The following is a 12820-nucleotide window of genomic DNA, read 5'->3' on the forward strand; positions in this document are numbered from 1 at the left end:
CGTCGGTATTTTAATACAGACGCAACGGGCGGGAGCGCCCCGCCGCGCCCGCGCCTCAGGACCGCAGCCGCCAGCCGGTTTTGAAAATCCAGCCAATCACCGCCAGGCAAATCCCGGTAAACAGGGCGATCGCCATCAGGCTCAGCCCGATCGGCACATCCGCCACCCCAAAGAACGACCAGCGAAAGCCCGAAATCAGATAGACCACCGGGTTGAACATGGTGATGGTCTGCCAGACCGGCGGCAACATGGAGACCGAATAGAACGATCCCCCCAGGAAGATCAGCGGCGTGATGATCAGCAGCGGCACCAGCTGCAACTGCTCAAAATTCTTTGCCCAGATGCCGATGATAAACCCCAAAAGCGCAAAGCTGACACAGGTCAGCACCAGAAACAGCAGCATCGCCAGCGGGTGCAGGATGGTCAGATCCACAAACAGATGCGCGGTGGCCAGGATCACCATTCCGATGAACAGCGCCTTGGTGGCCGCCGCCCCGACATAGCCCAGCACGATCTCCAGGAACGACACCGGCGCCGAAAGCAGCTCGTAGACGGTGCCGATGAATTTCGGAAAATAGATCCCGAAGGAGGCATTCGAGATGCCCTGGGTAATCACGCTCAGCATGATCAGCCCGGGCACGATAAAGGCGCCATAGGCGACGCCCTCCACCTGGTCGATCCGGCTGCCGATCGCCGCCCCGAAGACCACGAAATACAGCGAGGTCGACAGGACCGGCGAGATGAAGCTCTGCGCCAGGGTGCGAAAGAACCGCGCCATTTCAAAACGATAGATGGATGCAACTGCGGTCCAGTTCATGCGTCGTCTCCCGAAACCAGATCGACAAAGATATCTTCAAGGCTTGATTGCCGGGTCGAAACATCCGCCAGGACAAGCCCCGCCGCCGCCACATCGTTCAGCAGCGCGGTGATCCCGGTGCGCTCCGCCTTGACGTCATAGGTGTAGATCAGCGACTGCCCGTCCGCGCCCAGGCGCAGATCATGCGGCGCCAGCGCCTCCGGCACCGCCTCGATCGGCGCGCTCAGCTGCACCTGCAACTGTTTCTTGCCCATGCGGGCCATCAGATCCTCCTTGGGCTCCACCAGCAGGATCTCGCCGCTGGCAATCACCCCGACACGATCCGCCATGGCCTCGGCTTCCTCGATGTAATGGGTGGTCAGGATGATGGTCACGCCGCTTTCGCGCAGCTCCCGCACCACCTCCCACATGTCCTTGCGCAGTTCCACATCGACCCCTGCGGTCGGCTCATCCAGGAACAGCACCCGCGGCTCATGGCTCAACGCCTTGGCGATCAATACCCGACGTTTCATCCCGCCAGAGAGTTCCTTGATCTGATTGCCGCGCTTGTCCCAAAGCGAGAGCTTTTTCAGGATCTCCTCAAGGAACGCATCATTGCGGGGCTTGCCGAACAGACCGCGCGAAAACCGAACCGAGTTCATCACCGTTTCAAACGGCTCCAGGTTGATCTCCTGCGGCACCAGCCCAATCATCTGCCGCGCCGCGCGATAGTCTTTCTCGATGCAATGCCCCCCCACCTTGACCTGGCCCGAGGTCGCCGTGGTGATCCCGCAAATGATGGAGATCAGCGTGGTCTTGCCCGCACCATTGGGGCCAAGCAAGGCCAGGATCTCACCCTCCTCGATTTCCAGAGACACGTCCTTCAGCGCCTCAAACCGGCCCGCATATGATTTGCGCAGGGCAGAAATAGACAGAATAGAGCTCATACGGCCTCCGGTTCGACTGTGGCTGAACATGCCTGGGAGCGAACCAATTGGTTCACTTTCCCGTCAGAGATAACGGCAACGTGAGCGCAGAACCACCCACATGGTTGCGCAAGGACCTGTGCAGGGATGCAGCCTTGTTTTTTTCAAAGCGACACAACGGTGTCAGTTGCCACCGGTGAGCTTTTTGAACCAGCCCTTCCTGGGGCGATCCGCCGCCTCTGCCTCACCCTCCTCGACGTCCTCTTCCTCTGGCGCCAGCGCATCTTGCAGGTTGGTGAAAAACTGATCCGCCATTTTCTTGGCAAAGCCGTCAATGATCCGGCTGCCAAGCTGCGCCAGCTTGCCGCCCACCTTGGCCTCCACCTCATAAGACAGCAGCGTGCCGGTCTCACTCGCGGTCAGGACCACCTCGGCGCCCCCTTTGGCAAAGCCGGCTGCGCCGCCCTTGCCCTCGCCGGTGATCGTCAGCTTTTGATTTTCCACCAGATCGGACAGGGTCACCTTGCCGGTGAAGGTGGCTTTGACCGGGCCAACCTTCTGCACCACCCTGGCCTCGAACCCCTCCGCCACCGAGCCTGATACCTCCTGCGCGCCCGGCACGCAGGCCTTCAGCACCTCCGGCGTCAACAGCGCCGCATATACGGTTGCAGGGTCCGCTCCGATCTCTTTCTGGTCACTCATCTGCATGCCACACCTCCCTCCCCCCCCCGGATCCTAGCGACTCGATCCGCAGCTGCCAACGGCAACAGGCCCGCCGCAGACGGCAGGCTTCTTCTAACCCAAAATATCCCGGGGAGCGCGAGGGGCAGAGCCCCTCGCCCAAAGAGAAAACGGCGGCGCGAGACTTAGGAGCGCAGGGTGCCGCCCGTCGCCTTGCTCACCTTGGCGATGATCTTCTCGCTCACCGCCTCGATGTCTTTTTCGGTCAGCGTCTTGGCGCTGGGTTGCAGGCGCACCGTCAGGGCCAGGGATTTCTTGCCCTCGCCCAGGCTGCCGCCGATGAACTCGTCAAAGACACGCGCGTCCTCGATCAGCGCCTTGTCGGCGCCAACGGCGGCATTGACCAGCGTCAGCGCCTCGACCTCGGCGTCCACCACAAAGGCAAAGTCCCGCTCCACCGCTTGCAGGTCACTGATGTTCAGCGCCGCGCGGGTCGCGCCGGATTTCCGCGGATGCGGGATCTCGTCCGGCCAGATGGTAAAGGCAACGGCAGCGCCCTTGATGCCCATCTCGCTCAGAACCTTGGGATGCAGCTCGCCAAAGACACCCAGCACCTTTTTCGGGCCAAGGCAGATCTTGCCGTGCCGCCCGGGGTGCCACCAGCCTTGTGCGCCGCGCAGGATCTGCACCTTGGCCGGGGCACCGATGGCGGCCAGAACCGCCTCGATATCGGCCTTGGCGTCAAAGGTATCCACCGGGCGCGCGGCCCCGTGCACGTCCCTGGGCCCCGTATTGCCGACCAAAAGGCCAGAGATCAGCACCTGCTCCTCGCCCGGCTCGCCACCGTGAAAGGCGGGGCCGACCTCAAAGAGCGCCAGATCCTGCGTGCCACGCGCCTGATTGCGGGCGGCGGCCTGCAACAGGCCGGGCAGCAGCGCCGGGCGCAGATGCGACATTTCAGAGGAAATCGGGTTGGCCAGCATGGTGGCATCGGTGCCGCCACCAAACAGTGCCGCAGCGGCCTGGTCGATAAAGGTGTAGCTCACCACCTCGTTATATCCGAGCGCCGCGCAGGTGCGCCGTGCCATCTGCAAGCGGCGTTGCTGCGGCGTCATCACCGGCGCGGTGATCCCCGTGCTGAGACGCGGCAGCGGCTTGCCCTCGAGTTTCGTCAGGGAGGCGATCCGGGCGACTTCCTCGACGAGATCGGCCTCGCCCTGCACATCCGGGCGCCAGCTTGGCACATGGGCCAGGTTGCCCTCCAGACGGAAGCCAAGGCGGGTCAGGGTCTGGCGTTGCTCGCTCTCGGGGATATCCATGCCAACCAGCGACACCACCCGTTCGGCGTTCAGCGTATAGGCGCGGGAATGGTCCGGCACATCGCCAGCCGCGACCACATCAGAGGCCTCGCCGCCGCAGAGATCGAGGATCATCTGTGTTGCGCGCTCCAGCCCCTCATAGGTGTATTCCGGGTCAACGCCGCGCTCGAACCGATAGCGGGCGTCGGAGTTGATCTTCAGTGCGCGACCGGTTTGCGCGATCTGCACAAAATCCCAGAACGCGCTTTCCAGGAACACATCCACGGTGTCCTCGGTGCAGCCCGTCTCTTCGCCGCCCATGATGCCGGCGATGCTTTCCGGTCCCTTGTCATCGGAGATCACCATCTGGCCAGCTTGCAGCCGGTAGGTTTTCTCGTCCAGCGCCAGCAGCTCCTCGCCGCCAGCGGCGCGGTGGACACGCAGGTTGCCCTGCACCTTGGCCGCGTCAAAGACGTGCAGCGGGCGGTTCTGGTCAAAGGTGAAGAAGTTGGTGATATCCACCAGCGCCGAAATCGGCCGCAGCCCGATGGCGGTCAGGCGATCCTGAAGCCATTTCGGCGAGGGGCCGTTCTTCACGCCACGGATCATCCGGCCGGTGAACAGCGGGCAGCCGTCCAGCGTGTCGGCGTCGATGGTGACCTTGATCGGGCTTTCAAACTGCCCCTCGACCGGCGCGTAATCCTTGGTTTTCAGGGTGCCGAGTCCACGCGCCGCCAGATCGCGGGCAATGCCATAGACGCCCAGCGCATCGGGGCGGTTCGGGGTGATCGCGATCTCGATCACCGGATCCACCTTGGCCGGGTCATTCTCGGCCAGCCAGTCGATCAGCCGGTCGCCAACCTCGCCCGAGGGGAGCTCGACAATACCGTCGTGATCCTCGCCCAGTTGCAGCTCCTTCCAGGAGGCCATCATGCCGTGGCTCTCGACGCCGCGAATCTTGCCCACCGAGAGGGTGAAATCCAGCCCCGGCACATAATCGCCCGGCTTGCAGAGCACCACGGTGATACCGTCGCGCGCGTTGGGTGCACCGCAGACGATCTGCTTTTCGCCCTCATCGGTCAGCACCCGGCAGACCCGCAGACGATCCGCATCCGGGTGTTGCTCGGCACCGACCACCTTGGCCAGGGTAAAGGCCTTGAGCGCATCGGCCGGGTTCACGACCTCCTCGACCTCAAGCCCGAGGTCGGTCAGGGTTTCGGTGATGTCCTCAACGCTCGCGTCGGTGTCGAGGTGGTCCTTCAACCAGGAAAGGGTGAATTTCATCGGTCAGCGCCCTTTGGCAAAGTCATGCAGTTGTTGCCCTTGGCAATGACAAAGATTGCCCGCGGGTTCAAGCCTCGCCGCGCGCAACACGCCCGCGCCGGGCAAACTGAGGCGGGAAAGTCGCCGCTTAGTCGTTCAGACGTTCGGCGAGGACATCATCCTTGCCCATCGCGGCCAGCTTGACCTCCCGGATCAGGCGGATGGTGGGTTTGGCGGCAAACAGCACGGAGCCTAAAAGAAAAAACCAGGTGCCGGCGGTGACCAGGCTGCTGTAAAAAAAGAAGATCGAGCCGATAACAAAGCACAGCGCCGCGCCGAAATCGGCGCAGGTATGCGCGATTTCAAACATCGCGTAGCGCCGCCGGATCCGAGGGCTGCGCTGCCTGTGGTCGGTTTCAAAGATCATGAGGGCCTCCGGCAGTTAACGTTCAGCCCGGACGCTAAAGAAAGACACGGCGAACACAAGCCGCACCGCACCGCAAACATGCGCCCGAAGCCCCGCGATGGGCGGGAAGGTCAGCCGATGCGTCATTTCTGGCTTGACCCGTCACAGAGGGTGCCACCGCCCTACTTGTTTACTTGCGAAATCCGCGAAGCAATTTTTGGGTCTTGTTCAGCTGAGAGCGCTTTGCCTCGGCATCTTTCCGTTTCTCGAACTGCACGCGCCTGTCAACGGAGCCAAAAACCCCCAGAGGAATTCCAAACACCCCGAGCCAGACAATACTCACCCAACCCGGCGCATATGCAACAAGGCCGAAGAAGCCTGCGACAAAAGCTAGGTCCACGAGAACGACCTGCCATCGCTTCACCCTATGCGAAAGCGCAGCACACCAGTCGATGTACTGCGCCAGGTAGAAGCCAATCGGGAACATTTAGCGGCTCAACCCGCCATGCAGCGTCGGCACATCAAGGCAGCTGAACCCGTAGTGACGCAGCCAGCGCAGGTCGCTTTCAAAGAAGGCGCGCAGGTCGGGGATGCCGTATTTCAACATCGCCAGACGGTCGATGCCGATGCCAAAGGCAAAGCCCTGATAGATGTCGGGATCAATGCCGCCGGCGGCGATCACCTTGGGGTGCACCATGCCGGAGCCCAGCACCTCCATCCAGTCGTCGCCTTCGCCGATCTTGAGCTGGCCATCGACCCAGGAACACTGGATATCCACCTCGGCGGAGGGTTCCGTGAAGGGGAAATGCGAGGCGCGGAACCGGGTCTTGATGCCGTCGATCTCAAAGAAGGCGGCAAAGAATTGCTCCAGCACCCATTTGAGGTTCGCCATGGAGATGTTCTTGTCGAGCGCAAGCCCCTCGACCTGGTGGAACATCGGCGTGTGGGTCTGGTCGTAATCGGCGCGATAGACGCCACCGGGGCAGATGATCCGCAGCGGCGCGCCCATCTTCTCCATCGAGCGGATCTGCACCGGCGAGGTATGGGTGCGCAGCACATGCGGATTGCGGTTATCGCCCTCGGCACGGTGCATGTAGAAGGTATCCATCTCGGCGCGGGCGGGATGGTGGCCGGGAATGTTCAGCGCGTCGAAGTTATACCAGTCGGTGTCCACGCGCGGCCCCTCGGCCACGGAAAAGCCCAGCTCGGCAAAGATCGCGGTGATCTCCTCGGAGACCTGCGAAATCGGGTGCAGCGTGCCGGTGCGGCGGGGACGTGTCGGCAGGGTCACATCCAGCCACTCGGTGCGCAGACGCGCGTCCAGCGCCGCATCAGCCAGGCCGGATTTCTTGGCAGCCAGCGCGGCGTTGATCTCGTCCTTCAGCGCGTTGAGCGCCGGGCCCGCCACCTGGCGTTCCTCTGGCGTCATCTTGCCCAGCTCGCGCATTTTCAGCGCCACTTCGCCTTTTTTGCCCACGGCGGCCAGTCGCACGGCCTCCAGCGCATTCTCATCCGTCGCATCGGCAATCTGCGCCAGGTATTTTGCTTTAAGATCGTCCATGACGGCCCCTCAAGTCTCGCTTTGATGCCCTGCTACCACACGCGGCGGCGAAAGCAAGCATCTGGGGCAACCCCGGGAGACAGAGACGGGCAGCGAGGCCACAGTCGCACGTCCCCCGGGGGCCGGATCTTAGTTGCCCTCGCGCAGCGCCAGTTTCGGCGACAGCACATCAATGCCGAGCGCCTTGCCGACGGCCGCATAGGTGAGCTTGCCCGCATGCACGTTCAAACCGTTCAGCAGATGCGGATCGTCGGAGCAGGCCTGTTTCCAGCCCTTGTCGGCCAGCGCCAGCAGGAACGGCAGGGTGGCATTGCCCAGCGCCTGGGTTGAGGTGCGCGCCACCGCGCCCGGCATGTTGGCGACGCAGTAATGCATGATGCCATCCACCTCGTAGATCGGGTCGGCGTGGGTTGTGGCGCGCGAGGTCTCGAAGCAGCCGCCCTGGTCGATGGCCACATCCACAAGGGCAGCGCCCGGCTGCATCATCGCCAGATCCGCGCGCGACACCAGCTTGGGGGCGGCGGCGCCGGGGATCAGCACCGCACCGATCACCAGATCCGCCGCGCGGATCAGCTCTGCCGTGGCGCTGGCGGTGGAATAACGGCTCTTGAACAGCCCGCCAAAGACGTCATCGAGATATTTGAGCCGCGGCAGCGAACGATCCAGCACGGTCACATCAGACCCCATGCCAGCGGCGATTCTGGCGGCATGGGTGCCAACAACCCCGCCACCGATCACCACAGTGCGCGCCGGCGCGACGCCGGGCACACCGCCCATCAGCACACCGCGCCCGCCATTGGCCTTTTGCAGCGTCCAGGCACCAACCTGCGGCGCCAGACGGCCCGCAACCTCGGACATCGGCGCCAGCAGCGGCAGCCCGCCCTGCGCATCGGTCACGGTCTCATAAGCGATGGCGGTACAACCGGAGGCCAACAGATCCTTTGTCTGCTCCGGGTCGGGCGCAAGGTGCAGATAGGTGAACAGCAATTGGCCTTCGCGCAGCATCTTGCGCTCCACCGCCTGAGGTTCCTTGACCTTCACGATCATATCGGCGCTGGCGAACAGCTCTTCGGCGGTGTCAATCATGGTGGCACCGGCGCCGAGATAATCCTCGTCGCTAAAGCCCGCGCCCGCGCCTGCCCCGGTCTGGATCAAGACCTGATGGCCATGGGCCGTTGCCTCCTGGACCGCCTCGGGCGTCATGCCGACGCGGAATTCCTGGGGTTTGATTTCTGTGGGACATCCAATTTTCATGGGGTACTCCTCCGCTCTGTATGAGCAATAGTGTCGCACCCCTCGGCGCAAATGTGCTGCGGTTCTGAGTTGCGCAGACCGCAATATTTCGAATAATCTACGACCAAATAAAACATTCGAGCAAAAAAGAGCCGCCCCATGGCAATAGATCAGATAGATCGTCGAATCCTCTCGGTGCTGCAAAAACAGGGCCGCATCTCGAATGCGGAGCTGAGCGAGACGATCAACCTTTCGGCCTCCGCCTGCCACCGACGGGTGCAGCGCCTGGAAAACGACGGCTATATTCGCAGCTACGTGGCGCTGCTGGATGCGCGCAAAATGTGCGTGCCGACGACGGTCTTTGTGGAAATCACCCTGCAAGGTCAGGCGGATGAAGTGCTGGAAGCCTTTGAAAAGGCGGTTGCCCGCATCCCGGATGTGCTGGAATGCCACCTGATGGCGGGCACCGCGGATTATATCCTGAAGGTGGTGGCGGAGAACACCGACGATTTTGCCCGCATCCACCGCCAACACCTGAGCCGCCTGCCCGGGGTGGTCCAGATGCAATCGAGCTTTGCGCTGCGGACCGTGTTCAAGACCACCGCCCTGCCGATTTCCTAGCTCGGGAACCTCGCTGAGCGCTTGCGCCCGACTCGCCGCATTTGATAGCCTGAGCAAGAGATCGCCCCGCTCCCGGTGACCCCGCCGACTTGGGGGACCAAAAAGCAAGCAACCCAGCATTTTATTCCGGTGAGATGGCCGTTTTTCGACCTCCATGGCTCGATCTGACACCAAAGGATCACATGCCGCCGCTATGTGGGGACGACTCTGTAGCATGAATAAAGGAGACACAGTGTGAGCAGCGATCCAGAGAATACCTCCTTCGATTGGTTGGAAGCAGAGCTGCAAGACACGCTGGACGAGGATTTCGAGATCGAATTTGCCGAGCCCATGCTGTCGATGGAGCTGCGCAAGATTTATCGCGGCCAGCACCCCGAGATGCTGGATCGCAAGGTCTATTTCCGCAATCTGCTGCGCCTACAGGCCGAATTGATCAAGGTTCAGGACTGGGTGCAACATACCGGCGCCAAGGTCTGCATCCTGTTTGAAGGCCGTGACAGCGCTGGCAAGGGCGGCGTGATCAAGCGCATTACCCAGCGGCTCAACCCGCGAGTGGCGCGGGTGGTGGCACTGCCCGCCCCGAACCGCCGCGAACAAAGCCAGTGGTACTTTCAGCGCTACGTTCCGCATCTGCCAGCCGGGGGCGAAATCGTCCTGTTTGACCGCTCGTGGTACAACCGCGCCGGCGTCGAGCGGGTCATGGGCTTTGCCACGGACGAACAGGTGGAACAGTTCTTTCAGGACGTTCCTGAATTTGAACGCATGTTGGTGCGCTCGGGTGTGATCCTGCTGAAATACTGGTTCTCGATCACCGACGAGGAACAGCAGCTGCGATTCATGATGCGCATTCACGATCCGATGAAACAGTGGAAGCTGTCACCGATGGATCTGGAAAGCCGCATCCGCTGGGAACAATACACCAAGGCCAAGGAAGACATGTTCTTCCGCACCAATATCGACGAGGCGCCCTGGTATATCGTCGAAGGCAACGACAAGAAACGCGAACGGCTGAACTGTATCGAACACCTCCTGACCAAGATCCCCTATCACGAGGTGCCCAGCGAAAAAGTCAGCCTGCCGGACCGCGAATACAACCCCAGCTATGAACGCCGGGTCTTGCCGGACGAGCTCTACGTTCCAAAGATCTACTGACACGGCAGGACCGTCCCCCAAGCACCAAGGTGCCGGGGGACGGTTCGCACGGCAACACAGGCCAGATCGTTCAGAATATAAAGTCGTCCGCGCTCAGATCATCCATACTGGTATTGAGCAAAATCAGCCTATTGCCATCGTCATCAAGGATGACGAGCCGGTCGGCTCTTTCAATGACATGTGCGTCGATCAGGTCATTGAAATCGGAAATCCCGACCGCGGCGCCGAGGTCGATTTTATCTCCGTCCGCGTTGGGCGCGAAATCGCGCAGCCTGTCCCTGCCGGTGGAGAAAACAAAGACATCGTGACCTCTGCCACCGAACAAGACGTCGTTGCCGTTGCCGCCATCAAGGCGGTCGTGTCCCCACCCTCCAAAGAGCCGGTCGTTGCCGTCATCGCCGTACAACGTATCGCGTCCGACATTGCCGCGGAGGATGTCGTTTGCCTCCCCGCCGCTAATCCTGTCATGGCCTCGCTGCCCCAGAATGATATCATCCTGGGCGCTGCCAAACAGTTCGTCATTGCCGGCGAGCCCGCGCAGCTTGCCTCCGGGGTCGGCCATATAAAGGATATCATCCCCCGCGGTCGCGCCCCCTGTGTCGAGCTGTAGATCGGCGCCCGTGAGGGCAAAGTCCTGCGTGGCCATCACCACGTTCATGCCGTCAAAGACTCCCGTTTCGATGCCGATGCCCACAACGGTGACCTGCGCATTCAGGATATTGGCCCGGTGCGCGGGACTGTCCATCAGCCTGTTGTGCAGGTCGACCACGTCATCCGAAAGGCCCGCCGCCCCTCGCAGGCTCTGCCATGCGAGATTTTCCGCCGCATACCAAGCGCCGGAAAATGAAAATCCCGATGCCTCCATGCGATCTTTTGATGATGATCCATCTTCCCCGGTGTGGGAGAAAACATTGTTTTCAAGTAGCCAGGCGCTGTGATCCTCGGCCGCATCGTTCAGGCGCAACTCCAGTTGGAGTGGCGCAAGATTGAAGGCCGCGCGCTCAGCATTGATGAGCGCCAGCATCTGGCGCTCCAGGTCGCTTGCAATACTCATAGCAGCTATTCATTCCCATTCCTTGCCTCAAAGAGGCTCACCCAGGGATGAGGCTGTCGGCCCGATAGAGCAAAAATGCGGACGCCATTCAGACTATTTTAAGGAGTGTGGAACGTCGGTAAACAATCCGCCCCCAAACGGCCTATTGCCGCCAAAACGACGGATCGCGCGCGGCACACAGGCGCGAGACACCGGAGCGAGCGGGGGGCCAGAGACAAAATGAAACCCCCGCAGCGCAGGCCACGGGGGTTTTATTCTTAAACAGCATCCAGAAGAGACTGGAAACGGGCGAGTGATCTCAGAGGAGACCTTCGCGCTGTGCTTTTTTGCGTGCCAGCTTGCGGGCACGGCGGATAGCTTCAGCTTTCTCGCGCGCTTTTTTCTCGGAGGGCTTCTCGAAATGTTGCTTGAGCTTCATTTCGCGGAAGACGCCTTCGCGTTGCAGCTTCTTCTTCAGGGCACGGAGCGCCTGATCGACGTTGTTGTCGCGAACACTAACCTGCATGTGGTTTTCACCACCTTTCTAAGTTGAGTTGCAAGGATTTGCAGGAGGTGGCCGTATAGCAAGGCCGGCCTAAATTGTCTAGTACTGGGTTCAGCCGCACAGAGGAGCAGGGGCATCATGTCAGAAAACCACCAAAAAAACGCAGATCAAACCGGGGTTTTGCAGGAAAAACTGCTGGATGCCGCCCTTTTGCATGTCGCCTTTGACGGCTGGAGCCCCGCGATGTGGCAAGCTGCGGTGAGCGATTCGGGCGTGGAGCCCGCAGTGGCCGAGGCGCTGTTTCCGCGCCGGGCGCTGGATCTGGCCATCGCCTATCACAAGCGCGGGGATGCCCTGATGCTGGAACGGCTGGCCCAAAGCGACCTCAGCGCCCTGCGGTTCCGTGATCGGGTCGCCAGCGCGGTGCGGTTTCGGCTGGAAGCCGCCGAGGACAAGGAAGCGGTGCGTCGGGGGGCGACCCTATTTGCCCTGCCGCAACACGCTGCGGATGGCGCGAAACTGATCTGGGGCACGGCGGATGCGATCTGGACGGCGCTCGGCGATCATTCCGAGGACGCCAATTGGTACAGCAAACGCGCGACCCTCTCGGGGGTTTATTCCGCCACGGTTTTGTTCTGGCTCGGCGATGACAGCCCGGAGCATCAGGCGACCTGGGATTTTCTTGATCGCCGCATTGATAATGTGATGCAAATCGAGAGCCTGAAATCCAGCGTCAACAAGAACCCGCTGCTGAAACCCCTCATGGCCGGGCCGAACTGGCTGCTGAGTCAGATCCGCGCCCCCAGGACCCGCGACGACCTGCCGGGACGCTGGTAGCCCCGCGCCACCCCGCGCGCCCCTTGCACCGTTCCGGGCGCGGGGCCTGGCCGCTGTTGCGTGGCTTGGCCCGCCGGCCTGGGAGTGCTAGGACCGTCACCACCCCACGAGAGAGGATCTCCCAGATGTCCAGCCCCCTGCCCCAGACCATGCGCGTGATCGAGATTTCCCAACCCGGCGCGCCGGATGTGTTGACGCCAACAGAACGCCCGCTGCCCGAAGCGGGCCATGGCCAGGTGGTGATCCGCGTGGCCTATGCCGGGGTGAACCGCCCGGATGCGCTGCAACGGGCCGGCTCCTACGCGCCGCCCAAGGGCGCCAGCGATCTGCCCGGACTGGAAGCCTCGGGCGAGATTGTCGCGCTGGGGTCGGGCGTCACCGGCTGGCAGCTGGGCGATCAGGTCTGCGCGCTGCTGCCCGGCGGCGGCTATGCCGAATATGTCGCGACCCCAGCAGCCCATTGCCTGCCAATCCCGGCGGGGGTGAGCCTGAAAGAAGCCGCCTGCCT

General features: G+C 62.0%; 14 protein-coding genes. 4 read left to right on the forward strand and 10 right to left on the reverse strand.

What is annotated here, in order from left to right; translation table 11 throughout:
• Positions 1-55: 55 nt before the first annotated feature.
• From HCZ87_RS16710 to ald, 8 genes are all read right to left on the reverse strand, one after another.
• The gene (locus tag HCZ87_RS16710) at positions 56-817 is read right to left on the reverse strand and encodes an ABC transporter permease (RefSeq protein WP_167645548.1); all 762 of its coding nucleotides are present in this window, start codon (positions 815-817) and stop codon (positions 56-58) included.
• Positions 814-1743, reverse strand: a complete 930-nt coding sequence (locus HCZ87_RS16715; RefSeq protein WP_167645550.1) for an ABC transporter ATP-binding protein — start codon at positions 1741-1743, stop codon at positions 814-816. Before HCZ87_RS16715 ends, HCZ87_RS16710 begins: the two co-directional genes overlap by 4 nt.
• A 162-nt stretch (positions 1744-1905) precedes the next feature.
• Entirely contained in the window at positions 1906-2430 is a 525-nt protein-coding gene (locus tag HCZ87_RS16720; protein ID WP_167645552.1) for a CoxG family protein, read from the reverse strand.
• Positions 2431-2588: 158 nt separating this feature from the next.
• Positions 2589-4985, reverse strand: coding sequence for a phenylalanine--tRNA ligase subunit beta (gene pheT, locus HCZ87_RS16725; protein ID WP_167645554.1), 2397 nt, complete (start codon positions 4983-4985; stop codon positions 2589-2591).
• Between the two features lie 127 nt (positions 4986-5112).
• Positions 5113-5334: a YrhK family protein gene (locus HCZ87_RS16730; RefSeq protein ID WP_368484139.1), complete on the reverse strand. Its 222-nt coding sequence runs from the start codon at positions 5332-5334 to the stop codon at positions 5113-5115.
• 226 nt (positions 5335-5560) lie between these two features.
• Positions 5561-5857, reverse strand: coding sequence for a hypothetical protein (locus tag HCZ87_RS16735; RefSeq protein ID WP_167645558.1), 297 nt, complete (start codon positions 5855-5857; stop codon positions 5561-5563).
• A complete protein-coding gene (pheS, locus tag HCZ87_RS16740) occupies positions 5858-6931 on the reverse strand; it encodes a phenylalanine--tRNA ligase subunit alpha (protein ID WP_167645560.1) in 1074 nt (357 codons plus the stop codon).
• A 129-nt stretch (positions 6932-7060) separates the two neighbouring features.
• Positions 7061-8185 (reverse strand): alanine dehydrogenase, encoded by a 1125-nt coding sequence (gene ald, locus HCZ87_RS16745; RefSeq protein WP_167645562.1) that lies wholly within the window; start codon positions 8183-8185, stop codon positions 7061-7063.
• Positions 8186-8323: 138 nt separating this feature from the next.
• Between ald and HCZ87_RS16750 the strand changes: the two genes are divergently transcribed.
• Entirely contained in the window at positions 8324-8785 is a 462-nt protein-coding gene (locus tag HCZ87_RS16750) for an Lrp/AsnC family transcriptional regulator (RefSeq protein WP_167645564.1), read from the forward strand.
• Positions 8786-9019: 234 nt separating this feature from the next.
• Positions 9020-9937, forward strand: a complete 918-nt coding sequence (gene ppk2, locus HCZ87_RS16755) for a polyphosphate kinase 2 (RefSeq protein ID WP_167645566.1) — start codon at positions 9020-9022, stop codon at positions 9935-9937.
• A 70-nt stretch (positions 9938-10007) separates the two neighbouring features.
• Here ppk2 and HCZ87_RS16760 read toward each other — a convergent pair whose 3' ends face one another.
• Together HCZ87_RS16760 and rpsU are read right to left on the reverse strand one after the other, a co-directional pair.
• Positions 10008-10991, reverse strand: coding sequence for a CAP domain-containing protein (locus tag HCZ87_RS16760; protein WP_167645568.1), 984 nt, complete (start codon positions 10989-10991; stop codon positions 10008-10010).
• Positions 10992-11289: 298 nt separating this feature from the next.
• Positions 11290-11496 carry a 30S ribosomal protein S21 gene (gene rpsU, locus HCZ87_RS16765; protein ID WP_005614280.1) on the reverse strand — a complete coding sequence of 69 codons (207 nt, stop codon included), beginning with the start codon at positions 11494-11496 and terminating at the stop codon, positions 11290-11292.
• 117 nt (positions 11497-11613) lie between these two features.
• Between rpsU and HCZ87_RS16770 the strand changes: the two genes are divergently transcribed.
• Complete coding sequence (locus HCZ87_RS16770) at positions 11614-12312, forward strand: COQ9 family protein (protein WP_167645570.1); 699 nt, start codon at positions 11614-11616, stop codon at positions 12310-12312.
• 125 nt (positions 12313-12437) lie between these two features.
• A partial coding sequence (locus HCZ87_RS16775; RefSeq protein WP_167645572.1) for an alcohol dehydrogenase catalytic domain-containing protein occupies positions 12438-12820 on the forward strand: 383 nt, incomplete at its 3' end.

Origin of the sequence: Phaeobacter sp. HF9A, assembly GCF_011806385.1 — a bacterium.
Lineage (GTDB): Bacteria > Pseudomonadota > Alphaproteobacteria > Rhodobacterales > Rhodobacteraceae > Epibacterium.